We start from the raw sequence: 25,598 nt of genomic DNA on the forward strand, positions 1-25,598 counted from the left end.
AAAGAACAGGAAGTGATCCTATGAAGATAGAACGTATTAATGAAAATCAGATTCGCTGTACACTGACCAGTTTCGATTTAAGTGTCCGAAACTTGAATTTGGGCGAACTGGCTTACGGCAGTGAAAAGGCCCGCAGTCTGTTCCGCGAGATGATTCAGAAAGCATCTAACGAAGTGGGATTTGAAGCCGAAGACATTCCTCTCATGGTGGAAGCGATTCCGCTGTCCAACGAAAGTGTTATGCTCGTCATCACCAAGATTGAAGACCCCGAGGAGCTGGATACACGTTTTGCCAAGTTTTCCCCCATGACCGACGATGATCAGGACTCCATGTTAAACGATCTGGCAAGCGAACTCTTAGAAGGTGCTGACGGTCTTCTGGGACTCTTAAGCGCAGAGAAGAAAGATAAGGAAGAAGCTCCCGCTCCAAAAGAGGAGGCAGCAGCCAAGACCATGAGGATTTACTGTTTCCAGAGCCTGGACCAGATATCGGAGGCGGCCCGTGCCGTTGGACAGGTCTATGATGGAGAGAATACATTATATAAGAAACCGGAAGTGAGACAGTATTACCTCGTCGTGAAGAATACATCGGAGAGCTCACTCGACTTCAGCCGTGTCTGTAATATTCTTGCGGAATACGGCACCAAGATCCGGCAGGATTACGCTTCAGAAGCGTACTACAGGGAACATTACGAGGTGCTGATTGAAGGCCATGCCCTTCAGTCTCTTGCAAAGCTCTGACCCGTCCCCTTTGATTCATAGTACTTCATCACACAAAGAATAACCCGGAGGCACATCGTGTCTCCGGGTTTTCTTTTATTCAGCCTCCAACGCCTCCTGGAAGAAGCCGGCTATGAGATCCAGCGTCACATCGGTTTCCCTGCACGGAATCAGAATCCAGTCGTGGCACATGCCAGCCGCCTTCCGATAGACGAACTCCGTACCGCTTACCTTCTCCATCTTCTCTGTGAGCAGTTCGCAGTCCGGCGTCAGTATCTCCTCCTCGCCGGAAAACATCAGAACCGGACCCAGTCCATCCATGTTCCCGTAGATCGGGGATACGAACGGATCCTCTATATCGAGGCCCCCGCAGTAGCGTTTTCCGGTCTCCATCAGCTCTTCCACCGGGAGTATATGCTCCGTCTTTCTGGCGATCTTGATCTTCGGGTTCGTCAGGCTGATATCCAGCCAGGGAGACACCACCGCTGTTCGTAATGGCATGGGGCAGCCGCCCCGATCGCGCAGCTCCTGTAAAAACGCCAGGGCCAGTCCGCCTCCGGAAGAGTCCCCAAACAGGAAAAACAGATCGTCCGGATATTCACTCACCAGTCTCTCATAGGCTTCCATGAGAATGATCCGGACATCCACCGCCGTATATTCCGGACAGAGGGGATACTGGAAAACCGATACCTTCATGTGATCGAGAAGCGCGAAACGCTCCGCGATTCTCCGGTGGTGTTTCCCCGGTTCCAGGGAATACGCACCGCCCGGAAGCATCAGGATATGGCCCCTTCCCGGGTAGCTCCCATTGATGGTAACGCCTTTAAATCCCCTGATATCCCAGTTTTTCACCCGCACCTTCTTCGTAAAGCGTACAATGTCCAAAGCCCCCGTGTTTCTGGGTGGATTCTGAAGATTTTCCGCCATATTTCTGTCCGCCTTACAAAGCCGGGCCAGAAATCCCGCCATCGATGCCTTAAAACTCATGTTCTTCGTCTCCTTCGTAAACGCGCGTCTGTCACGCTTCCGACGCGCTGCACACCTTATTTAACTTTCTCAGTTCATAGACAACAAACAGGCTCACAATCACCGCCGATGCAACGTCTGCGATTGGTCCCGCATAAAGGATTCCGTCCAGGCTGAAGGTCAGCGGAAGAATCAGGATCAGCGGAATCAGCAGAAGCAGCTGGCGCAGCATGGACAGAACCGAGGCCTTGAGCGGCTGTCCCGTAGACTGGAAATAGCTGGTGGATACAACCTGAAATCCAGCCGTAAAGATACCCAGCATGTATATCTTCAGACACTTAATTGCAAACTGCGTAAATTCTATATCCTGTGTTCCAAAAAGGCTCAGAATCTGACCCGGGAATATCTGACAGGCCAGCCAGCCGAGTATGGAGACCACGGTAGCCGCTGATATTGCCAGTAAGTACGTTTTTCTCACACGTTTCGGCTGGTTCGCACCTTTGTTAAAGCCGAGAATCGGCTGGGAGCCGATACCGATGCCGATACAGATGGAAATCAGAATCATGCTGATCTTGTTGACGATACCCATGGCGCTTAAAGCCACATCACCGCCGACTGTCGTCTGGTTTCCATAATACACCAGAGAATTGTTCATGACAACCTGTAAAATAGTGGATGCCACCTGAGTAATACCACTGGAGATTCCCAGCGGAAGCGCCCGGACACAGATTTCGCGGTCGAGGCGGAAGGTCTTCCTGCGAAGGCGCATATTTTTACCCTTTTTCAGGAAATAAACGACCAGAACGACTGCGGAAATGATCTGAGAAGTGATCGTTGCGACTGCCGCACCGCTGACTCCCCAGTGGAAAACGAAGATGTAGATCGGATCAAGGATCGTATTTAAAACAGCTCCAACCAAAAGAGCATACATGGAGAGCGCCGGGCTGCCATCTGTTCTGGACATGTTGCTCAAGACAACGGAAAGCATGTTAAACGGAGTACCGATCAGGATGATAGAGGTATACTGTCTCGCATACTCCATTGTATTGACCGTGGCGCCGAAGATCTTCAGCATCGGGGTCATGAACAGGAATCCCAGCACCATGATAACCGCACTGGAGATCAGGGTCAGGATAAAGACCGTTCCCAGCGTCTTTTCTGCATCCTCTTCCCTCTTCTCACCCAGCTTGATAGCCGCGTACGCACTGCCGCCGGCTCCCAGAAGAGTGGACATGGCCAGAATGATCGTCACGATCGGAAAAGCGATGGTCGTCGCCGCATTGCCGAGATAACCGATTCCCTGTCCGATAAATATCTGGTCTACAATATTATAAATGGAGTTTACCAGCATCGAAATGATGGCGGGCAGCGCAAACTGCCCAAGAAGCACTCCAATTGGGCGGTATCCCAGTGGATTGCCCTTTTTTTCTACTTTAGTCTGTTCCATAAAATTAAATCATTCCTTTCCTTTGTTCGCGATAATATGCCTGTATGAATTATCCGCCATGCGGATTAAAAATGCCTCAGCCGAGTCGCGCTCCTCTTCTGTAAATCCCTCCAGCATAACCTCCGTCAGAAAATCCACGCTGTTTCTGGTTATGTCCACAACCATTTTCGCCTTTTCCGTCGCGTAAATGTGGCGGACACGCTTGTCCTCACCATCGGTTTCCGTCCGCACATACGCCTCTTCCTCCAGCTTCTTCACCGCCCTGGTCGCGGTTGCTTTGTCGAAGCTTCCGTTGGAAGCCAGCTCCTGCAGGCTGATTCCGGGATTTTTAAAAATCTGCAATAAAAAAAACTGTTGTCCACAGCCTATTTGATAAGAGGATAATTCATTTGCAAAATAAATGTTGCTTAACCTCTGGAGAATCGAGATATACTTCCCGATTTCCCGGTGTTTGTTCACGTCTCCCACCCCCATATTCCTCCTGGCTCTCTTCCTGCCGGACGGAGTCATTTCGCTTTCAGCGCTGCTGTATATGGTAACATAAAATAGTTGCGTATGCAACTATTATTTTCAACGCGGTTTCTTCAGCCTTGTTAATCAATAACTGATATCGTACCGCCGGATGAATGAAAAGGCAGGCGGGGACTGACAAGGAAAAGTATGGTGATCTAGAACAAAAGCAGTGAGGAGCCAAGCCGCCACACTTTCTGTTTTCCGGCGAAAGAAAAAAGCATTTGTAATTCATGGTAATCATTCCTGACAAAGCTTAATCTATCATATTTCTTCTTTTGTGCCAATGCGGCTGAATATCTTTTCATAAAGGCATGAATAAAGACGGGCAAAATACTGCCCGCCTTATATCGCCCGTCTCAGATTAAGCTCATTTATAATGCATTAAAAAATAAATAAGGGTACTTCTGTGCCCATAGAGCCGGCCTGTAATGCTTATACGCAGCAGCGTACGGCTTTGCATAGATCCGATGTCCACAGCCCCTACTTCCGGTAAAGCGTCCGTTCTCTGCAACCAGCATCCCCCTTAGAAAAACCTGTTCCGGGCGCCCTGTCATTTCAAAGCCTTCAAACGTCTCATAGCCAATGCCTTCCAGATTATCCTTCTGCGTTATAATTCCGCGATAATCCGGGTCATATATCACGAGATCCGCATCAAATCCGGGAACAATCTGTCCTTTATTCGCAAGTCCTGCGTTTTTTGCCGGGGTGGTGGCAATCAGATCCACAAACCGCTGTTTAGATATACGCCCTTTGGCCACTCCCTGACTCCATAGCACTGAAATCCGGTTTTGAACGCCAGGGATTCCATTTGGTATTTTTGTGAAATCCTCCAGTCCCTCTTTTTTCTTTTCAAAGCCTCCGACCAAAGCACAGTGGTCCGAGCTGACTGCATTCAGCCAGCCTCTGTCTATTCCTTCCCACAATGCCTCCTGATGCTCTTTTGTTCTAAGGGGCGGCGCACAGACGTATTTTGCGCCTTCAAAATCCGGCAGAGCAAGATAAGAGGTATCCAGCACCAGATAATGGGTACATGTTTCCCCAAAAACAGACTGTCCTCCGGCATAGGCCTCCCTGACTGCTTCCATAGCGCCTTTCGTCGATACGTGAACAATAAAAAGAGGTACATCCGCCACTTGCGCCATAGCAATTGCATGACGAACTGCATCCTCTTCCGTAACCGGCGGTCTGGAGTAGGAATGGTTAACCGGTGCGAGATGCCCTTCTGCCTTTAATCGCTCTGTATAAAATGATATCATATCCGGATTTTCCGCATGAACCATCATGGTAATTCCGTGGCGTTTACTCTCATTCATCACCTTAAGGATTGAAATGTCTTCCATGAAGAAGGGAGTTCCTTTGTATGCCATAAACATCTTCACACAGGATACACCATGTTTGGGAAGCTCTTTTATCTGATCCGGCGTATCCGGCTGCATATCCATCACCATGGAATGAAAACCAAAATCCACACAGGATATGCCGGAGGCCTTAGCCGCATGTTTTTCAACTGCTGTTCCCAGAGAATCGCCTTTCTCCTGAGGGACAAAGTCAACAATGGTTGTCGTCCCTCCGACTGCTGCCGCCTCTGTTGTCTCAAACAGTCTTCCCCCGAAAGAGCCAAAATGAGTATGTTCATCCACACCTCCCGGGAAAATGTACTTGCCGGACGCATCAATCATATCATCGGCCAATTGATCCAGGTTCTTCCCAACGGCCATTATGGTTTCTCCATCAATCAGAATGTCTCCCTTAAATTCGGATTCCGCAGTCAAAACTGTACCATTTTTTATCAGCTTCATAGCATGTCCTTATGAAATCGAACGATTTGCTCTTTTCCTGCTTCCATGGAAGACTGAATAAGATCTTCACTGTCGTCAGAATTCATACGCCGGAAGATCAGTTCCACCAGCATTGGCACATTTGTCCCTGAAATAACATTCAGCCTGTCATCCGAAACAGCGTAAGTAACGGCTGATTTAAACGGAGAACCGCCGGTAATATCCGTCATAATTACTATTTTTTCACAGTCCTTCAGATTATTCAGCTTTTCCCTGAAGTCATTCTCCAGCGCTTCCTGTGATTCTCCCTGCAGAAAATCAATATACTCATAGTTTTCCGGTTTTCCAACCACCAGCTCCAGCATGCTGGTAATACCCGACGCGAAATTCCCATGCCCCGCAACAATGATTCCTATCATAACTTCTCCTCATCTCTGCTGTTTTCACGCAGTTTCCGAGCTGTCTTCACACCTTCCATGAACTGTCCGGCCCGCTCCGGGTCAATTGGATTTCTCATGTTTCCATTTTTCACCCATGTTCCCACACTGACACCGTCGTAATACTGCAGAATCTCGCTGATATTATCCCCGGTTGCGCCGGAACTTAAGAAAATGGGAATTTTGCTGCCCAGACGTTTTCGTACACTCTTAATAATTTCAATACTCTCTTCGCAGCTCTGTCCCCCCAAAAAGAGCCCGTCTGCAAATGCGTTCATCACTGTGTCCCATGCATTGTCAACAATGCTCTTTCCCGCCAGCTGTTCATAGTGAACTTCCTGTACATCCGCATAAACCGGAATATGGGACCCGATCCTTTTCTTAAACTGGCAGATATCCACGCACTGTGCTTCCAACATACCGGCATATCCGACTTCCACTCCGGTATAGGTGTGCTCCACCCGGATAAAATCTGAACCTGCCGCAGCTGCCACTGCCAACGATGCTACTCCATCCCAGTTGACCAGAATCCCCTGTATCATATCCGGGTATTTTCTTCTGCACTCCTTTGCCAGTGCGGTCATATAAGCAACCGTCTCCGGGAGTGCCTGCTGCCGGACAGGCGCATCGTTCCGGTTCTGAATAATATATCCGTCAAAACCATTGGCCTGAATCATCTCAATTTCTTTTAATGACACAGCCACAATCTCTTCAAACGGCATTCCATCATGCCGAAAACTTCCCGGAAACGGCTCTGGCTGTATCATGGCCAGTGCCACTGGAAATTCTTTACCACACATCATACCGCTCTCACACCTCCTCTAAAAAACGCGCATATTCCATCGCCTCATGAAAGAAGGCAGAAGACGGAATAATCCCCTTCTCGGTAATTAATGACCGGATGTACTCCGGAGCAATTTCCAGAAGCTTAATTCCTCTAAAATCCACCCGTTCCTTCGCCTCCATATCCCACGCTCCTGCCAATCGGGGACCATAGTCAAACGGCATGGGCGACAACCTGTTATATCCATAGACAGGCCGTGTATCCACCTTAATCATCGGAGTCAGAACATAAAGAGGTATCCCGATCTGGCGGCACAGAATAGCCAGTATATCCGACCCGACTGTATTAAAAACCGTACCGTCAGGATAAACGGTTTCCGCCCCCATGAATGCTGCCTGACACTTTTTTAAAGCAACCAGCATCGTTGTATCAGGAATAAAATGGACCTCGTGCCCCGCTTCTACCGCAGTTTTTACGAAAGGCCGCCCCCCATCAAGCGCCCGGCTCTCCGGTATATAGATGGTACGTTTTCTTCCCAGTTCTGCCACAAAACGATCCACGGTACTGGAATAGTCAAAAATCATAATCGTATCCAAGTTTTCCGCAATATGAACACCATAAGAGATCAGTGTGTCCATATCCTTTGCGGCCTCCGCTCCGTAAGCGTTAATCCGATTTGCAATACGCTCCCGTATCTCCCGTTCCCCTGCGTTCTCAAGCTCAGCCAGGCCTTTTATATAATAGCGGATTGCGTTATAAATCGCCCGGCTCTGCTGCCCTCTTGTTTCCATAAAGAAGCGGGCTATTTCTCTCACCTTATAGAGAACGCTTTTTCCATTCTCTGACTCGTCCTCAGCAGTCAAAAGCATAATTTCCCCTATCATACGAATATGATTATTAGCACCGAGGACGCGGCTGTTTACGATATCGTCAAACAGTTTGGACGACTGGTTATTCAACAGTTGTCGCACTTCTTCTTTATTCATGATACTCCCTCTTCCCTATTTATATTGTAGCCAGCTACCCAGCCGTGCCTCCTCCTGCCTTCGAAAAACAGGAAAGCAAACGCTCTGCGTTCTTGCAGAACATGCACTCCTTCAGTTCTTCAGGAAGCTTAAGTAAATCAAAGGTATGAACCGAGCATACCGTCAGCTTATCCGGATAGTGGCTTCCAAAGAGAAAACGTTCCTTCGGTATCTGACTGAAAGCCTTTCTCAAAATAGGAAATTCGTACATACAGGAGGTTTCCACCATCAGATTCTCATATTGGGGAACGAGTTCCACGCAGCCATAGCCAAAGTCCGTGGTTCCCATATGAAGAAGAACCATCGTCATATCGGGATGGCGTTTGGCATAATACGCCCATTGCGCCGGCATAGTGCGGCAGCCCCAGCCCGTGAATACATTCACAGGCATGTGGTTTGCCGCCGCTATTTCGATAATCGTGTCAAGAACCGGCATAGTCTCCGGATAGTAACAGTGTTCCATAGAATCCAGCTCGATGGTTTTAAAGTATCCGGAAGCCGCAATTCGCTCCATCTCTTCAACACAGCCGCGTTCCTTCGGATTAATCACTGCAGACCCAATGATCCGTTCCGGATTGGCTTTTACCAGCTCTGCCACTGCGTTGTTCTGCTCTCTCGCGGAAAATCCGGCAAGCGCAGATACCACACGTTTATCAATCTGGTTTTCCTCCATGTCCTGAAGCAATGCAGCCGTATCATATTGATTTGTATCCCGATCCCATTTTATATGGGAATGATAATCAATAATCATCTTTTACTCCTTAACTATCCTAAGATTCCAACCGCATATCCGGCAATACCTACCAGCATGGTAACCAGCATCAGAACTACCGGATTCATTTTCTTCTTGTCCATCAGCCACAGCATCAGAAGCGTATACAAAAGCGGAAGAATGCCCGGAACGATCCCATCCAGAGTGGACTGAAGGCTTACCACCGTCTCTCCGGCTTTGTAAGTCCACGGAACGTTAATCGTTACAAACTTGTACACAAAACCACCAATAACTGCGTAAGCGGCAATTCCCGCCAGTCTCGTCATCTTGTCGATCAGACCAGAACTCTGCATGGCACCGACAAATTCAACACCTTTCTCGTAACCTTTAAAAATGCCAAAGTAACGGAGAAGCTGACCTACGCCTGCCATAACAAGGACAAAGAGCAGCGGCCCCACCATACTGCTGTATCCGCTGGCAATCACCATGGATACTGCCAGGCCTGCAATAATTGGACGCAGTGTTCCATGGTAAAGGGAGTCACCAATTCCCGCCAGCGGACCCATGAGCGCTGCCTTTATGGCGTTGATGCTGACCGGATCAATGTCATGCTCATTTGCATTGCGCTCCTCCATGGCCGCCGTTACACCGATGACGAAATGGGAAAGCCTCGCCTCTGTCAGGAAAAGCTCTGTATGACGCCTGTACGCTTCTTTCTTATCTTCTTCATTCTTATATACCTTTTCAATCACCGGCATCATGGAAAACGCAAAGCCCGGCGCCTCCTGCTTTTCGTAGTTAAAGCCGCTTACAAATGCCTGGGAATAGATATACATTTTCAGCAGATCTTTTTTGTTAAGTTTTGTTAAATCGTTATTTACAGTCTGATTTCCTGCCATTATGCTACCTCCCTGTCCATTTCGCGATAATAGGCCATAGCCACACATACAACTGCAATCAGTGTGATTCCAATCGGATTAATATTCAAAAAGCTGGAGAAGAAAAATCCAATCAGGAAATAGTACCAGATATGTTTCACATTAATACACTTCAGCAGCAGTGCAAGTCCGACAGCACCAATCATTCCGCCGCCTACAGCCAGACCGTCAATAATAACCTTGGGAATTGCATTGATAATTGCCTGGACCGGTCCTGCGCCTAAATAGATTGCCAGGAAAACAGGTACAGAAAACAGTACGAAATTGAATACATTCGGCAGAATAAGGCAGTTCATGGTAATCCCCGTTCTGCTCCCTCGCTCGACAGCGGCCTCAAGCCTGTGCTGAGTCCATACACATAGCACCATATTTCTGAAGTACATGCCCATCTGTCCTAAAATTGCAAGCGGAAGCGCGGTTGCCAGTGCGACCTCGGTGCTGCCTGAAATACAGGCAAATGCAGTTGCAATAATTGTGCTGAATGTCTCCTCCGGCGGAAGCGCCGTACCGACAAATACCTGACCCAAAAACATTAGCTCAATAGTACAGCCTACCATCAGACCCATCTTTAAATCCCCCATGATCAGTCCGATAATCGGTCCTATTACAATTGGTCTGTATGTAAAGAACTGTGTACAATACTTATCAAAAAATGTCAGCCATGTAACCAGCGCTACAAGGACAGCTTTCACTAACAAACTCATACGTTTCTCCCTTCTCCTATTTGGAAATGAGTGCAAGTCCATCTATGGACTTATCATTTGGTACCGCCCTCACATCAAGTCTTATATTTTTTTCTGCAATCGCCGTTAAATTTGCTATATCCTCAGGCTCTACGTAAATATAAGGCAAAAGGCGTTTTCTCCCCACCGTTGAACGGGCATTACTGATATTCCCCACATTAACACTCTCAATATAAAAGCCCCGTTCAAATAAATCTAATGCCGTTTTCGGATTCCTTACGATCAGCAGTACTTTTGTATCCGACTGATCTGTCTTTAAAAGCTCGGCCGCTTTTTCAACTGATACAATTGTCAGTTTGATTTTCGCAGGAACTGCCAGCTTCAAAAGCATCTGCTGAGTCGGGTCCTTTGCCGCCATATCGTCGGCCACAAGGATCTCTCCAGCTTTCGAGTCCGATATCCACGCTGTTACAATCTGTCCATGAATCAGCCGGTCATCAATTCTCATGTGTGATACAACCATGATGCTGCTCCTTCCTCGTTACGAGCACTTGGCGGACGTCTTTTGTCCGCTTACGTGCGATACATGTCATCTCCGCTTAGCGATCGCTATGAGCACTTAGCTGCTGTCTTTTAGCAGCTTACGTGCGATGCATTTCATGTGACTTAGCGAGGTCTTTCACGAGCTTAGTCACATGATGGTCTTCCACGAGCTTAGCGGAGTGGCTTTTCCATAACTTCTCGGCGTTCCTGTAAAATACTAACTCCAACTCCGATTCGTTAAGCCCCAAATGATACAACTTCTCGATTTCAATATTGGTCGGTTTATATGGCCAGTCGGTTCCAAACAGAATTCGTTCCGGTCCCAGAACCTCCACTGCTTTTCTAAGTATGTCAATTTCCATATTCGCTGACGTCTCTACCCAGAAGTTATCCAGATCCCGGATTGCCTCGATACAGCTGTATCCAAACTCCCGGCCGCAGACATGGGTAAATACAAACCGCATATCCGGCCTTCGCTTCGCATGTTCGATCCAGACAAACGGTGTACACAAAGGGCTTGCGCCTCCATGAATCTGAATATGAACTCCATATTTTCCGATCTCATCAATTACAGGACCCAGACTCGGGCAGTTCTCTACTGCGTAGCCGTGCTTCCATGACATGAACTTTACTCCGTTCATCTTCATGTCTCCCAGTGTCCGGTGAATCTCTAAAAACGCATCCGGAGCCTTGGGATCAATATCCGCGTAACCTTCAACAATACCCGGATACTGGCACATGGCTTCATAAACAAGGTCGTTCTGCGGCCTCATACCGTTTCCTGATAAAGAACAGATACCCACTTTTGTGATTCCAAACTCACCCAGCTCCTTTACCAGCTGATCCGCATTGTTCGCGTCTCCTGATCTGGTCTTCCCCAGATGTGAATGGAAATCATACCTTTTCACCCGTATTTCCCTCCCCTCTTACATTGGTAATATGAATATAGTATTTGTAAGAATCCGACAAGTAGGAATTCTCCGAAAATTCCACCGGTCTTCCGTTCATGTCATATGTAACCCGTTCCTTGTAGACCAGAGGCTTGCTTTCCTCCAAAAACAGTTCCCTTCGAATCTCAGAAGTCGCCATCTTTGCTTCCACGGTCTCATCTGCGCTCCCAAGTACAATTCCATGCTGTTCTAAGTACTCATACAGCGACGTCGTAGAATCAAAGTCCTCTCCCCTGAGTGCAAATCCCAGACGGCCGCTGACATACGTCTCATTCAGAGCAATAATCCGCCCGTTGAGCAGCCTGAGCCGCTTTAGAGAGTAAACCTTTTCCCCAGTTTCCACCTGAAGCATCTCTGCAATCTTAACGCTCGCCTCCACTTCCTTGCAGTGCAGAATGATAGAGCCCGGTTTATCCCCCTTGACCTTCGCATCACCGCTGAAGCTGTTGAATACAGACATATCACGTTCCTTTTTCTGCGGGCATACAATCGTTCCACGCCCTTTCCGCTTAATCAGATAGCCATCATGTTCCAGATCTGATATCGCTCTGCGAACTGTAATCCTGCTCACTTCAAACATCTCCTGCATTTCTTTCTCTGACGGAATGATCTCATTCTCTTTATAAAAGCCGTCTGCTATCCTTTCTTTTATATAAGAATATAACTGCTGGTGAATCGGTACCTTAGAATCCTTATCAAGCCTGATGGATTGTTCCATATGCTCCTCCTTGTCTGTGATGTTATAATAACATGTTATAACATGTTTGTCAACATCTTTATCTATTTCGTATATTTTTTCATGATATTATTTTACCATATATGGAAAATAATTACAAACACGTTAAACTTATCATAACAGGCAATCCATCCCTCCATCTTGTTATAACGTATAAATGATTTTTGTTGCAAAATAAAAAGCACCGGCCGTCTCAAAAAAAACGGCCGGTGCTCCTATAAAGTTTTTCTATCTATCAGCAAGAACTTCATTAATCTGATTAACCAGTGTTTCACAGTCAATTCCATGAACCATACATGCTTCTTCCAAAGACTCACCCTGAGAAGCCGGGCAGCCAAGACAGTGCATGCCAGCGCGCATTAAAATCGGTGCAATGCAATCATCCATCTGGATCAGAGCGCCAATTAACATATCTTTACTAATCTGCATCGTGTATTCCTCCTTTAAAAATGTACATACTGTTTCTATAATATAATACTTTTCTTCCGAAATAGCAAGGGATTGTCCAGCCATTTTTGTAAAAATTTTATCATTACAAGGACTTGACGTGTATACAGTATTCAACTATAATATATTCATACAAAAGTTGTATGAATTATAACTTTTGGCAGCACTCGTTCATTATTTTTACTTATAAATAAGCAATCAACGGAGGTACAACATTATGAGACCAGAGTGGAGAGATTTTAGCGGCGGCGTCTGGGAAAGAGAAATCAATGTCAGAGACTTTATACAGAAGAACTACACCCCCTATGACGGCGATGACACCTTCCTCGCAGGTCCGACCCAGGCTACAAAGGATTTGTGGGCCCAGGTTATGGATTTGACCGTAAAAGAAAGAGAAGCTGGCGGTGTGCTGGATATGGATACGAAAATTGTTTCCACCATCACCTCCCACGGCCCAGGCTACCTGGATAAAGAAAAGGAGCAAATTGTAGGTTTTCAGACAGATAAGCCATTTAAGCGTTCCTTACAGCCATACGGCGGTATCCGAATGGCCGAGAAGGCATGCGCGGACAACGGCTATACCATTGATCCGGAAATCAAGGAATTTTTTACCGTTCACAGAAAGACACATAATGCAGGCGTATTCGACGCTTATACCGACGAGATGCGCGCCTGCCGTTCCAACCACATCATCACCGGCCTTCCGGATGCGTATGGCCGCGGCCGTATCATCGGCGACTACCGCCGTATCGCTTTATACGGCATCGACCGCCTGATCGAGAACAAGGAAGAGCAGAAATCGACCACACGTACCATCATGTACTCCGATGTTATCCGTGAGCGTGAGGAGCTGTCTGAACAGCTGCGCGCACTGGGTGAGTTAAAGAAGCTGGGCGCTATCTACGGTTTCGATATCTCCAAACCGGCGACTAATGTTAAGGAAGCGATCCAGTGGACATACCTGGGCTATTTAGCGGCTGTCAAGGAGCAGAACGGAGCAGCAATGTCCCTGGGACGTACCTCCACCTTCATCGATATCTATGCACAGAGAGATTTGGCAGAAGGCACCTTCACAGAAGAAGAGATTCAGGAATTCGTGGATCATTTTGTTATGAAGCTTCGTCTCGTAAAATTTGCCCGTACACCGGAATACAATGAACTGTTCTCCGGAGACCCGACCTGGGTGACAGAGTCCATCGGCGGTGTCGGCATCGACGGACGCCACATGGTCACAAAAATGTCCTACCGTTATTTACACACCTTACAGAACTTAGGAACCGCTCCGGAGCCCAACTTAACGGTTCTCTGGTCCACCAGACTTCCGGAAAACTTCAAGAGATTCTGTGCCAAGACCTCCATCGAGTCCTCATCCATCCAGTATGAGAACGATGACCTGATGAGAGTCACCCACGGTGACGACTACGCCATCGCCTGCTGTGTTTCTTCCATGCGTGTCGGCAAGGAAATGCAGTTCTTCGGCGCCCGCGCCAACTTAGCGAAGTGCCTGTTATACGCGATTAATGGCGGTATCGATGAGGTAACGAAGAAGCAGGTAGGTCCGAAGTACCGTCCGATCACCTCCGAATATCTCGATTACGATGAGGTAATGGAGGCATACAGGGACATGATGAGATGGCTGGCCCGCGTTTACGTGAACACCTTAAACATCATTCACTATATGCATGACAAATACTCCTACGAGCGCGTACAGATGGCGCTCCATGACAAGAAGGTAACACGCTGGTTTGCAACTGGTATCGCCGGCTTATCCGTAGTGGCCGACTCCTTATCCGCCATCAAATACGCAAAGGTCAAGACCGTGCGTGATGAAAACGGCATCGTCGTGGATTATATCGTGGAAGGTGATTTCCCGAAATACGGCAACAATGACGACCGCGTTGACCAGCTGGCCAGCGAGCTTGTTCACACCTTCATGAACTACGTAAAGGGCAATCACACCTACCGCGGTGGTATCCCGACCACATCGATCTTAACCATCACCTCCAACGTCGTATACGGCAAGAACACCGGCGCGACACCGGATGGCAGAAAGGCGGGCGAGGCATTTGCGCCAGGCGCCAACCCGATGCACCACCGTGACAGCCACGGAGCCGTTGCTTCTCTGGCTTCCGTTGCAAAGCTTCCATTTAAAGATGCGCAGGATGGTATTTCCAATACCTTCTCCATCGTGCCCGGTGCGCTCGGCAAGGAAGATCAGATCTTTACCGGCGATCTGGAAGTGGATTTAGACAACATTTAACTGAAGACCTGTTAAGGAAGGAAGTGCTTTTATGGCAGCCCCTGACGAAAAAAAGATTGACGATATCATCGCCATGCTGGATGCGTTTGTATCCGGCGGCGGCGGTCATATGAACATCCGCACGGCCTCAGACGGAACGGTCAGCGCGGATACCACCACCTCAAAGACCGTCACCACCATGAATTCCTTAGACTGTGCCGCCGGCAATCTGGCCTGCAACGTGCCCACCCTGTTCGAGGGTATGGACACCGATGAGGAGGACCCGGAAAACAGTGCGACGGATTTCTCAGACAACTATTAAATACACCATTACAGGAGGAAAAAAACATGGCAAATACAAACATCAGTGACTCTCAGATCGACAACTTGGTATCCCTGTTAGACGGCTATGTACAGGAAGGCGGACACCACTTAAACGTCAACGTGTTCACCCGCGAAACCTTACTGGACGCTCAGAAGCATCCGGAAAACTATCCGCAGCTGACCGTGCGTGTATCCGGCTATGCGGTTAACTTCATTAAGCTTACAAAGGAACAGCAGGACGAGGTTATCTCCCGTACGTTCCACGACGCGATCTAAAACGCACATGAAATACGTTCCATTTTCATAAGAAAGGCAGGCGCTCTCCGCATGACGACAGGTCAGATACATTCGATTGAAAGCTTCGGCACCGTTGACGGGCCGGGCATCCGCATGGTAGTCTTTACGAAAGGCTGTCCCATGCGCTGCCAGTACTGTCACAACCCTGACACCTGGTCGTCAGGCGGGGGCACCTCCATGACGGTCTCTGAGATCCTGAGCCAGTATGAGGCTTCCCGCCCGTTCTACCGAGGCGGAGGCATCACGGTGACCGGCGGAGAACCTCTGCTTCAGATGGAATTTGTGACGGAATTATTCGAGGAGGCACGCCGGCGGGATATCCATACGTGTCTTGATACCTCCGGCGTCACCTTCCGGGACGCAGATACGGCATACTTAGAGCAGCTGGACCGGCTGCTCGCCTCTACCTGCCTCGTTATGCTCGATTTAAAGCAGATTGACGACGAAAAGCACCGGCTGCTTACGGGCCGCCCAAACCGGAATATCCTGCAGTTTGCAGAGTATCTCGATCAAAAACAGATCCCCATGTGGATTCGCCACGTAGTGGTACCGGGGATTACGGACAACGAAAAAGACTTATACCATCTGGGCCGTTTTATCGGAACACTGAAATACGTGAAGGCCCTGGATGTCCTTCCCTACCACGATATGGGCAAGGTAAAATATAAGAATCTCGGCATGATTTATCCATTGGAGGATGTGCCGCCGATGTCAAAAGAAGGCGCCGTGGCTGCAAAGAAAATCATACTTCACGGCATCAAAGATGTGCGCACTGGAGCCCCGGATCTTTTCTGCTCCTAATTTTGAACAAAAACTACATCATTTTCCACTTGAATAATTTACATTTATAGTATAGAATATAGGCAAATGTATAGAATATAAGGAGGTAATTTATTATGGCATATGTTATTAGTGATGCATGCGTAAGCTGCGGAACATGTGAAGGCGAATGTCCAGTAAACGCGATTGCTGAGGGCGACGGACAGTACGTTATCGACGCTGATACCTGTATCAGCTGCGGAACTTGTGCTGGTGTATGTCCTACAGGCGCTATTTCTGAGGAATAATTAAATACATAAAGGAGCATGATCGATACCAGTCCGGTATTTGGCCATGCTCCTTTTTGTTTTGCAGATTTATATTTCGGTATGCAGAGAAAATCCGCCCTGTTCCGCCGTCACCCGGAACCATCTTCCCGATTTCTTTACCGTAAGCCGGCAATTGTCCTTTCTATCCACTCTTATCATGCCATACCGGTTCTTATATGCATTCTTCCAGGACCAGCAGTCAAAGGGCGCCCATAAGTGGTATCCGAAGCAGTTACAGCCCTCCACGATAGCCTTATGAAGCCAGATTAAATGATCCCGTATGAATTCAATTCTGTAATCGTCCTCCACGATGCCATCCACGCCGATGAACTGCTCTTCGTTTTGCACGCCCATACCATTTTCCGATAGGTACCAGGGAATATTGCCGTAATTGTCGCGCAGTTGGATGGCGATTTCATAGACGGCAGGCTCATATATCTCCCATCCTCTGGAAAAATTCATCTTCTGTCCTTCATAAGTATATTCTTCAAAATACTTTTCCGGCATGAGGGGACCAGTAAACGGACTGCTCCTTCTCGTAACCCGCCTCGGATGGTAGTAATTCACTCCGAGAAAATCTACCGTATTGGCGCGGATCACCTCTAAGTCCTCCGCCTGAGCCTCCGGGCAGATTCCCTCCTTCTTTAAAAGCTCCACCAGGGCGTTTGGATACTCTCCTTTTAAGGAAGGATCCAGGAAGGATTTGTTGAACAGCAGATCGGCAGTTTCCGCACTTCTTCTGTCTTCTGCATTCTCCGGCTCTTTGCAGTAGGTAGGCGTTAGATTCAGCACGATACCGATCTGCCCCTTCCCGCCTCTCTTCCGAAACTCCTTAACCGCCATACTGCTGGCAAGCTGAAGATGGTACGATACCAGGGCCGCCCTTTTCGCATCACAGACAGCCGGATAATGATTCTTATAAAGATAGCCGCCCTCCGTTATGACAATCGGTTCGTTAAAGGTAAGCCACCGTTTTACCCTGCCTCCAAACAATTCAAAGCATTTTGCTGCGTACGCCGCAAATGCCTCCGCCGTTTCCCTGTTCTCAAAGCCTCCCTTCTCCACCCAGTACATGGGCAGATCAAAGTGATGGAGACAGAGAATCGGCTCGATCCCGCGGCTTAACAGCTCGTCAATTACCGAATTGTAAAACTCCACACCCGCCTCATTTATGGTTCCCTCACGGTCTTTTATGAGCCGGCTCCACTGAATCGAGGTGCGGTAGGAGTTCATGCCGATCTCCTTCATAAGTCCGGCATACTCCTTATATTTGTGGTAGAAATCCGAAGTCACGGCTGGTCCCACACCGTCGTAAAACAACTCCGGGGCCTGCTGAAACCAGTAATCCCATTCCATCTCCGCTTTTCCGTCTCCCGGAAAGCTGCCCTCCGACTGGGGGCCGGAACAGGCCGCGCCCCATAGAAAATCTTTACTGAACTGATACTCCATTGAAACCTCCTGCAATACTGTATTGTTGTAACAGTTCAGACGGCTCAGCGTCCGTTTTTGCACCAATTTTCCCGCCGTCTGAACTGTTACGTATATAAATGGCAGTACAAAGCCCCGTACAGGTTCGCCTTATTCCCAAACCGGCAGGGGACGATCTCCGGTATCAGAAATCCAAACTCCGCATCCTCCGCCAGCCGTTTCATCCGCTTATAGATCTCCGGAATAACAAAGGGCGCCTCGCTGATACCGCCGCCCAGCACGATCAGCTCTGTGTCCAGCGTAAACTGGATCTGAAACAGTCCGACAGCCATGGCCTCGTAAAATTCCTCCACCAGCCGGACCGCATCACCGTCCCCGGCTTTGGCCAGACGGAAGAGTTCCCTGCCATCAGCACTTCTTCCCGTCAGCGCCTCGTATCTTTTCGCCTGATTCACCATCGTACAGGAACTCCACGTCCGCCTCTGTTCCCCTTCCCGGTTCACCAGATAGTTGCCGAACTCGCCTGCATTATTGGACTTCCCCCGGTATACACGGCCATCCAGAACGATGGAACCGCCGATTCCGGTGCCGCACACCACGGAGACCATATTCCGCCTGCCGGCCGCCGCCCCCTTCCACAGTTCACCGAGCGCGGCGCAGTTGCCGTCATTTTCAATAGAGACCGGAAGTCCGTTTAAGCGGCGGCTGACCGCTTCGGTAAACGGGAAGCCATGGATATACGGGATCGCACTGATCCCCCCTACCACGCCCGTGCGGATGTCCACGGCTCCGGGAGAACTGACAGCAATCCCCGCAATACGTGAATCTGCCGCGTTAAGTTCCGCCTGCACCGCCTCATACACCCGCCCCATCTCCTCAAGCATTCTCTCCATGCCTTCCTTCGGCGTCGGGAAGGAACCCGTACTGTCAAATTTCCCTTCTTTATCTGAAACCGCAAATTTGACAGAAGTTCCTCCCAGATCAAAAATCAGGTAAAGATCCATTTTATCTTCGCTCCCTCAAATAATCTCCATACCACACTATGATCTCCTGAATCCTTCCAAGCTCCGATTCCCGGCTCACACTGCGGTACAGCTCCTTATAATGGTACAGCCACACCTCCAGACGCTCTGAGAGCGTCCAGGTATCCGGCATAACGTCATACTCCGCGCCGTAATCCCATTTTGTGATTACCTTTCCCAGCTCGTTAAACAGGCCGATCCCTTCAACGGCTATGACATATTTCTTCACCATTTTTCGGCTTCGTCTGTCCATGTGGGGCAGAAGTCCGTACAGCTCTCCGGTAATTTCTTCGAGACGCCGGTTCTTTTCATCGACTCCCTCCATGGATTCCATGTGTTCCTGTAAATACTGCCTGTGGTCGGCGTCATATTCCGGCGCGGCGCCTGTCTTAAGCTCCTTAAACCGGACCGCCATCTCCCATGTGAAGCCATGAAGCTCCTGGGTCTTTGCCAGCATACCCACCAGCTGCCCGGTGGAATCATCGTATTCCAGGATTGAAATCTGGCGGTTCATCTCTTCCCATGCAGGGGGCTGTACATTCCAGGAGCACGCGGCCCCGTAAATCATCCCCGGTATGCTGAATTCCGGATGATTGATATGCAGGAAATCTCCCCAATCCGTATTCAGCACTCCGACCGCCTCGTATTTCCGTGCGTAATCGCACATGATTTTTATATTGCAGTACGCGTTCTCATACAAAGGAATCAGATGGTTCCAGCCGCATACACCCGGGCAGAGATACTGGACCGCTCCGGCCGCATCGAGCGCCCTCGTCTCATCCTCCCTCTGGTTTTTCGCGTATCCCCAGTTTAAGCAGATGGTATCCGCCGGAAGCTCCTTTAGAAGCTCCGGCTCTCCGGCAATGACGTCGCCCCAGAACATGGGCCGCTTTCCGCAGGAAATCACGCATTCACACAAATCCTTTACGTAATTGATATAGAGTCTGTGAATCCCCAGACTCTCTTTCAGACCGCTGCTCCTTCCTTTTCCCAGATCAAAGGTCTCATCGGCACAGATATTGAACTGGCAGGAAGAGAACAGGGCCGCGAATTCTCTGATCTTTCCCTTGATGAACTCCAGGCTTTCCGGCGAAGACACGTTGATCGTATGGTGGTGCATCCGCCCCCTCAGCGAGAATGGCATGGATTCTGAGCCTTCCAGCTCACACAGATGGCTGTAATGCTTCGAGCCCAGGATTTTGTACAGATGCCCGAAGGTGGACAGGGAAGGGACCAGCTCGATCCCGCGGTCGTGACAGTACCGGTCCAGCTCCAGAATATCTTCTGCAGTCAGCGGCGTGTCATCTCTCCATATTTCGCTGAAATCACGAAACAGGAATGTGTGCTCGATATAAAGCTGCATCTGGTTCAGCTTATAACGCGCCATCCGGTCGGCCAGTTTTTTCAGCCAGTCAAGCTTTGGCACCCTTCCTCTTGTGACATCGTGGTAAAAGCCGCGGTTTCTAATGTCCGGCCTGTCGTGAATACTCATTGCCGGAAGTACGGCGCCCTGCTGCCCTGCCATTTGCAGGATCGTCTGCATTCCATGCCACAGCCCTTTCTCACCGCCGGTGAGAATGATCCCTTCCGGCCGGATTTCCAGAGTATATCCCTGGCCCAGTACATCCTCCGGCCCCAGCGCCTCCTCTCGGCGCAGAATGATATCCCCGTCTCTTCCTTTTCCCCTGGTCAGAGCCGGCCGATAACCGGTCTCTTCCTCCAATGCATCTAAAAAGAGCATTGCCTGCTTTGTCAGAAGCGGTCCGCAGGACTCATCCAGCACCAGATAGCTTCCATAGCCTATCGTAAACTCTCCATCTCTTCTTTCAGCCTTTTTCGGCTGCGGTATTAAAATCATCGGTTTTCTCCTCTTATTCCTGTCCCCTAAACTCTTCTCTGTACTGTTCCTTAAGAAGCGGAATCCCGTACGCTCTCCCCGTCTCCTCCAGCCGCTTTTCATACGCTTCCAGGCGGCCTCTGCAGTGCTCCGGCCCACCTTCCCGCATCACAGTCCACATGGGATCACGGTCTGAATCGGACTGCTTCATCATCCGCTCCGTCCATTCTAAAAGCATCCGCGCCCCGCGGCCGCAAAGCTCCGGCTGCTCTTCCGCCAGATTATGCAGCTGATGGGGATCGCAGTCCAGATCAAACACCATCTCCTCCGGCAGGAGATGGTATCCTCCGTGGATAGTGCGGATATAGATATAGTGGTCAAACCGGACGCTTCGCTGGCATACATGGGCGCACTGGGTCAGCACCGCCGCGGATCTCCCGCACTCTTTTCCACCCAACAGCGGTTCCTTGAAGGAGACGCCGTCGTACCGGTAGTCCCCAAAGGTCTCCGTGCCTAAAAGCTCCTTCACCGTGGGGAGCAGGTCCGTATTGTCATAAAAGCCCTTGATGCGGCGTCCGCCTTCGGTCCCCGGCCATTTAATAATCAGTGGAATATGGCATACCGGCTCGTCGGCCATGCCGTGTTCTCCATAGACCCCGAATTCTCCCAAATCCTCTCCGTGGTCTGCGGTAATGATAATCGCCAGATCGTCTCCGTAAAGCCCGTGCTCCTTAAGCCACGCCACGATCAGTCCAATATTGTCATCGGTGAACCGCACACTGTCATCATAGAGGTCAATAAAATGCTTCGCATCGCCCCTTGTCTTCAAGCTGCCGGGATGCTTCGGCCAACGGCTGAAGGTCTCGTCATTCCACATATTGATTTCATTGGCGCCGTGAGGGCCGATGTGCCGCAGATGTTCCTCAAAAATCTCATCCGTAATCCAGTCGTCCGGCAGAGGCTCATCCTGAAATCTGCTCTTTATCCCCTCCGGGGTGCGGTACGGCGTATGCGGGTCCCAGTAATGGACGTGAAGAAACCAGTCCTCCATCTCCCGGTTCCTTTCTAACCAATTAAGGACTGCCGGTGTGACCATGTCCGCCGACTCCCCGCCCCGGAGTCCCGGATTATAATACTCATCCAGGCCGGAGAGAAACCACCAGGCCGAGTGGCGCTCCGCAAAGCTGGAAAATGAGACTGTGTGGAGTCCGGCCCTCTTAAACTGCATGAAAAGCCCATTCTCCGACACCAGATCCGTAAAGCTCCGCGACTCGCCCTGAAGCCGTAAATCCGCCGCCGTACCGCCGTGTCCCACAATGCCGTTATGTATTCCGTAAAGCCCGGTCACCATCGACGCTCTGGAGGGAAGGCAGGGGGCATTGGGACAGTAGTACCGGTCAAAGCACACACCATCTTTCGCAATCCCATCCATAACAGGCGTAGTATTCCGCCCATAGCCATAGCAGCCCATATGATCGGCTCTGAGTGTATCAATGTCAAACAGAATTACTTTCATCGCTTAAAACACCACCTTATACGTCTTAATCTCATACGGCTTAATGACAAAGGAAAAGCCATCCCGGTCAATCATAAGGCCGCCTGCCTCGTCAACGGGTTCTTCCAGCAGGTTGCATTCCGTCACTGTCACCGGGGCACAGGAAAGGCTCACTTTCGCGTTCACCCTTTTATTCCGGCTCTCGTAGAGACGCAGGATGATGCCGTTTCCATCCTCGCTCTTCTTCACGGTCTCCAGGACCACGGAATCCCCCTTCACGCCTGCGAATCCATAGGATTCTCCGGGTATTCCTCCGTTTACCGCCGAAAGCGGCTGGTTTAAATCCGCAGCTTCCTTCTGGGTATCCGCCTCCCTCCACGTTCCCTGATGAGGATACAGCGAATACGTAAATACGTGCTCCTCGTTGTCCGTGTCAGGATTCGGTTCGATGCCCGACTTGATCAGCGTCAGCTCTATACAGCCCTCACGGACAGAATGGCCGTACTTACAGTCATTTAACAGACTGACCCCATATCCGCTCTCCGATACGTCCATCCACTTATGGCCGCAGCTCTCAAAACGGGCTCTGTCCCAGCTCGTATTGGTATGGGTCTTTCGCACCACGTTGCCGAACTGGATGTCAAACGCCGCCTCGTCCGTATGGACATCTACCGGGAAGCCTGCCTTTAACAGGTACTGGTGCTCCTTCCAGTCCACCCAGGTGCTAAAATCAATTCTGGGGCTGTGGGCATAGAATCGGATATCCTGTGTCATGCGGGAATGCATGAAGCTACGGTTCACTGTGATCTGCAGACACAGCGGCCCCTCTGACGTAACTGCAATCGACGCCGGCTCATCCAAATCCCAGTATTTCTCCGTATAGAACACATCGATATCCCAGTTATCATAATAAATCGGCTTATCCTCGTAGATCCTCAGACGGTTTCCCGCCTCGCCCGCCTTCCATACCTGACGGTTCTCCGAAAAGTCAAGAAGGCTCGTAAAGCTTCCATCCGCCGCCATATCCACTTTTGCAAACGGCGTAGTAATCACGAAGCCATCCGCGGTTTTTAAGACGGAAAACGGCGTATCTCCGCCACTCTCTGCAGCGCTGTTTTCCACGACGCCCCCAGCCGCCTCGTCAGCCGTACCGCTGTCCGCTTCCCGCACCGCGCCATACACGGAGTATCCCTTGGAGGGAATCTCCCCCGTCAGGGAATACCACAGGCCGCCGATCTCCTGGCTGGGAAGCGCCTCCCCTTTATCTGTCAATGATGTCACCCCATCCGGAAGAACCGTCAGGCTCCTGCGTGTAAATCCCAGCGTATTGAATACGGTCACGCCGTCTCCGGCACCCGCCACGGCTTCCTTCCTCTCTTTGAGCAGACGGCCGCCTTCCTCCGCGACCTGCTCATACTCACGCTTCGTCACCTCATAGACTTCCTTAATTGACGATCCCGGGAGAATATCGTGGAACTGGTTTAACAGCACCATTTTCCACAGCCGCTCCAGGTCCTCCGCCGGATAGGCCGCTCCCCTTTTCTCTGCCAGCACGGCCAGCAGCTCTAAGTCCATGAGAAGCAGCTCGCTCTTTCTGTTTGACCGCTTATTCCTGGCCATGGACGTATACGTTCCCCTGTGGTACTCAAAATAAAATTCTCCGGTCCACGTGTGGAGCCGCCTGCTGTCCTTCACCCGCTCGGAAAGCTCTGTAAAGTAAGTGAGGGAGCTCTCCTGGCGCACCTTCGGTATGCCGCGGATTCCCTTTTCCATCCTCCTGCCCGTCTCCAGCATCTCCCTGGTTGGGCCGCCGCCTCCGTCGCCGTAGCCGAAGGCCACCAGAATATCATGGTTCATCTCTTTATTCTGATAGCGCTGCCAGCCGCCCATGATCGCGTCCGGATGCAGGATGCCGTTATAGGTGGTAAAGAAGCGATCCACGCTCTGCCCTACTCCCAATGTCGAGATGAAATGGGTCAAAACCTTCGTCCCGTCGATTCCTTCCCACAGAAGCGTGTCGTCCGGCACCTTGTTAAACTGGTTCCAGGAGAGCTTCGTCGTCATAAAATAGTCGATCCCGCATTTCTTCATGATCTGGGGCAGGGCGCCGGAATAACCGAATACGTCCGGAAGCCACAGCACCCGGCTGTCCACGCCGAATTCCTCTTGAAAGAACCGTTTGCCGTATAAAAACTGGCGCACCAGACTCTCTCCGCTGGTTAAGTTGCAGTCGGCCTCCAGCCACATGCCGCCCTCCGGCTCCCAGCGGCCTTCTGCTGCCCTTCTCTTAATCTCCTCATAAAGCTCCGGGTACCGTTCCTTCACAAACGTATAGAGGACCGGCTGGCTCGACATGAACCGGTATTCGGGATATTCGTCCATCAGCTCCAATACCGTGGCGAAGCTGCGGGCCGCCTTCTCCCGGGACTGGGCAACCGTCCACCACCACGCCACGTCGATGTGGGTATGCCCGATGCAGGTGGCAATCACCGTATCATCACCCGCCAGGTCCTCATACAGCGCCTTTGCGATATAGGCCCGCGCCGCCTCCACCGAGCGGTAGAAATCGTCGGAGAAGACGTCCCGTAAGTCCAGAAGGCTGATCGTGTCATTTAACACAGTCAGGATATCAATGGCCGTCTTTCCCTCCTGATCCATCCGGTCCATGGCCCATAACGGCACCTGGATATCATAATAAAGATCCTTAACCGGTTCTGACACTTCCTCCACATCTGCCATCAGACGAAATTCCGGATGAAGGGTGCCTGAATACGCCTGCAAATCAACCGTCACCGTCTCTCCCGCCGTCGCCGCACGAGAAAGCAGGACCTCCCTGTGGTTCATATCGGCGCCCTGTACCACCTCTCCGTTCAGGAACACGAGAAACTGCGGATTCTTGGCATCATCCCACTCTTCAATCTGGGTACGGATGCGAAGCCATAAGCCCTTCCCGTCATACTCTTCCGGTACCGTAAATACGGTTCGGAACCAGTAATGGCGGTCCGGCCCGTACCAGTGCATCAGGCGGCTGTCAAACGTTTCCCAGTCTTCCTCCGCCCGATCGGCTTCCTCCGGCCGTAAAAAGAAGCCTTCCTTCACCTTCCAGTCATCCAGCTGAAATTTCCGGACAACCATTAATTTTTTTAGTTTATTGGCGATTACCTCCGCCCTCTCCCTTGCAAAAATCATA

General features: G+C 50.1%; 25 protein-coding genes. 6 read left to right on the top strand and 19 right to left on the bottom strand.

Annotated elements, in window-relative coordinates; all coding sequences use genetic code 11:
- The first annotated feature begins 20 nt into the window (after positions 1-20).
- Complete coding sequence (locus DFR60_RS11825) at positions 21-740, top strand: adaptor protein MecA (protein ID WP_110323088.1); 720 nt, start codon at positions 21-23, stop codon at positions 738-740.
- Between the two features lie 75 nt (positions 741-815).
- On the opposite strand, the gene DFR60_RS11830 is transcribed toward DFR60_RS11825, so the two are convergent.
- The 14 genes from DFR60_RS11830 to DFR60_RS11895 form a co-directional block, all read right to left on the bottom strand.
- Positions 816-1,706, bottom strand: a complete 891-nt coding sequence (locus tag DFR60_RS11830; RefSeq protein WP_110323089.1) for an alpha/beta hydrolase fold domain-containing protein — start codon at positions 1,704-1,706, stop codon at positions 816-818.
- 31 nt (positions 1,707-1,737) lie between these two features.
- Positions 1,738-3,132 (bottom strand): MATE family efflux transporter, encoded by a 1,395-nt coding sequence (locus DFR60_RS11835; RefSeq protein ID WP_110323090.1) that lies wholly within the window; start codon positions 3,130-3,132, stop codon positions 1,738-1,740.
- Between the two features lie 9 nt (positions 3,133-3,141).
- Entirely contained in the window at positions 3,142-3,606 is a 465-nt protein-coding gene (locus DFR60_RS11840) for a MarR family winged helix-turn-helix transcriptional regulator (protein ID WP_110323091.1), read from the bottom strand.
- Positions 3,607-4,016: 410 nt separating this feature from the next.
- Complete coding sequence (hydA, locus tag DFR60_RS11845; protein WP_110323092.1) at positions 4,017-5,444, bottom strand: dihydropyrimidinase; 1,428 nt, start codon at positions 5,442-5,444, stop codon at positions 4,017-4,019.
- Complete coding sequence (agaF, locus tag DFR60_RS11850) at positions 5,441-5,842, bottom strand: PTS galactosamine/N-acetylgalactosamine transporter subunit IIA (RefSeq protein WP_110323093.1); 402 nt, start codon at positions 5,840-5,842, stop codon at positions 5,441-5,443. Before agaF ends, hydA begins: the two co-directional genes overlap by 4 nt.
- Positions 5,839-6,663 carry a BtpA/SgcQ family protein gene (locus DFR60_RS11855; protein ID WP_110323094.1) on the bottom strand — a complete coding sequence of 275 codons (825 nt, stop codon included), beginning with the start codon at positions 6,661-6,663 and terminating at the stop codon, positions 5,839-5,841. Before DFR60_RS11855 ends, agaF begins: the two co-directional genes overlap by 4 nt.
- 7 nt (positions 6,664-6,670) lie before the next feature.
- Complete coding sequence (locus tag DFR60_RS11860) at positions 6,671-7,630, bottom strand: IF-2B domain-containing protein (RefSeq protein ID WP_110323095.1); 960 nt, start codon at positions 7,628-7,630, stop codon at positions 6,671-6,673.
- Between the two features lie 34 nt (positions 7,631-7,664).
- Entirely contained in the window at positions 7,665-8,420 is a 756-nt protein-coding gene (locus tag DFR60_RS11865; RefSeq protein WP_110323096.1) for an amidohydrolase family protein, read from the bottom strand.
- 14 nt (positions 8,421-8,434) lie between these two features.
- Positions 8,435-9,280: a PTS system mannose/fructose/sorbose family transporter subunit IID gene (locus tag DFR60_RS11870; protein ID WP_002601978.1), complete on the bottom strand. Its 846-nt coding sequence runs from the start codon at positions 9,278-9,280 to the stop codon at positions 8,435-8,437.
- Entirely contained in the window at positions 9,280-10,023 is a 744-nt protein-coding gene (locus tag DFR60_RS11875) for a PTS mannose/fructose/sorbose/N-acetylgalactosamine transporter subunit IIC (protein ID WP_002601979.1), read from the bottom strand. The genes DFR60_RS11870 and DFR60_RS11875 overlap by 1 nt, the downstream gene beginning before the upstream one ends.
- A 16-nt stretch (positions 10,024-10,039) precedes the next feature.
- Entirely contained in the window at positions 10,040-10,525 is a 486-nt protein-coding gene (locus tag DFR60_RS11880) for a PTS sugar transporter subunit IIB (protein ID WP_002601980.1), read from the bottom strand.
- Between the two features lie 118 nt (positions 10,526-10,643).
- Complete coding sequence (locus tag DFR60_RS11885; protein ID WP_243005050.1) at positions 10,644-11,453, bottom strand: amidohydrolase family protein; 810 nt, start codon at positions 11,451-11,453, stop codon at positions 10,644-10,646.
- The gene (locus DFR60_RS11890) at positions 11,440-12,213 is read right to left on the bottom strand and encodes a GntR family transcriptional regulator (protein ID WP_110323097.1); all 774 of its coding nucleotides are present in this window, start codon (positions 12,211-12,213) and stop codon (positions 11,440-11,442) included. The genes DFR60_RS11885 and DFR60_RS11890 overlap by 14 nt, the downstream gene beginning before the upstream one ends.
- A 246-nt stretch (positions 12,214-12,459) precedes the next feature.
- Entirely contained in the window at positions 12,460-12,660 is a 201-nt protein-coding gene (locus tag DFR60_RS11895; RefSeq protein ID WP_002601983.1) for a DUF1858 domain-containing protein, read from the bottom strand.
- A 235-nt stretch (positions 12,661-12,895) separates the two neighbouring features.
- Here DFR60_RS11895 and pflB point away from each other — a divergent pair, with 235 nt between their 5' ends.
- From pflB to fdxA, 5 genes are all read left to right on the top strand, one after another.
- Entirely contained in the window at positions 12,896-14,938 is a 2,043-nt protein-coding gene (pflB, locus tag DFR60_RS11900) for a formate C-acetyltransferase (RefSeq protein ID WP_110323098.1), read from the top strand.
- 31 nt (positions 14,939-14,969) lie between these two features.
- Positions 14,970-15,239, top strand: a complete 270-nt coding sequence (locus DFR60_RS11905; protein ID WP_110323099.1) for a hypothetical protein — start codon at positions 14,970-14,972, stop codon at positions 15,237-15,239.
- A gap of 26 nt (positions 15,240-15,265) precedes the next feature.
- Entirely contained in the window at positions 15,266-15,517 is a 252-nt protein-coding gene (gene grcA3, locus DFR60_RS11910; RefSeq protein WP_002601986.1) for an autonomous glycyl radical cofactor GrcA3, read from the top strand.
- Positions 15,518-15,568: 51 nt separating this feature from the next.
- Positions 15,569-16,339 carry a pyruvate formate-lyase-activating protein gene (gene pflA / locus DFR60_RS11915; RefSeq protein ID WP_002601987.1) on the top strand — a complete coding sequence of 257 codons (771 nt, stop codon included), beginning with the start codon at positions 15,569-15,571 and terminating at the stop codon, positions 16,337-16,339.
- Between the two features lie 95 nt (positions 16,340-16,434).
- Positions 16,435-16,605 (top strand): 4Fe-4S ferredoxin, encoded by a 171-nt coding sequence (gene fdxA, locus DFR60_RS11920; protein ID WP_002601988.1) that lies wholly within the window; start codon positions 16,435-16,437, stop codon positions 16,603-16,605.
- Between the two features lie 69 nt (positions 16,606-16,674).
- On the opposite strand, the gene DFR60_RS11925 is transcribed toward fdxA, so the two are convergent.
- From DFR60_RS11925 to DFR60_RS11945, 5 genes are all read right to left on the bottom strand, one after another.
- Positions 16,675-18,075, bottom strand: coding sequence for a glycoside hydrolase family 1 protein (locus tag DFR60_RS11925; RefSeq protein ID WP_110323100.1), 1,401 nt, complete (start codon positions 18,073-18,075; stop codon positions 16,675-16,677).
- Between the two features lie 86 nt (positions 18,076-18,161).
- A complete protein-coding gene (locus DFR60_RS11930) occupies positions 18,162-19,058 on the bottom strand; it encodes an ROK family protein (RefSeq protein WP_110323101.1) in 897 nt (298 codons plus the stop codon).
- A gap of 1 nt (position 19,059) precedes the next feature.
- The gene (locus DFR60_RS11935; RefSeq protein ID WP_110323102.1) at positions 19,060-20,934 is read right to left on the bottom strand and encodes a beta-N-acetylhexosaminidase; all 1,875 of its coding nucleotides are present in this window, start codon (positions 20,932-20,934) and stop codon (positions 19,060-19,062) included.
- 13 nt (positions 20,935-20,947) lie between these two features.
- The gene (locus DFR60_RS11940) at positions 20,948-22,429 is read right to left on the bottom strand and encodes a sulfatase (protein ID WP_110323103.1); all 1,482 of its coding nucleotides are present in this window, start codon (positions 22,427-22,429) and stop codon (positions 20,948-20,950) included.
- A 3-nt stretch (positions 22,430-22,432) separates the two neighbouring features.
- A complete protein-coding gene (locus tag DFR60_RS11945; protein ID WP_110323104.1) occupies positions 22,433-25,597 on the bottom strand; it encodes an alpha-mannosidase in 3,165 nt (1,054 codons plus the stop codon).
- Position 25,598: the final 1 nt, after the last annotated feature.

It is taken from the genome of Hungatella effluvii (genome assembly GCF_003201875.1).
GTDB classification, from domain to species: Bacteria; Bacillota; Clostridia; order Lachnospirales; family Lachnospiraceae; genus Hungatella; species Hungatella effluvii.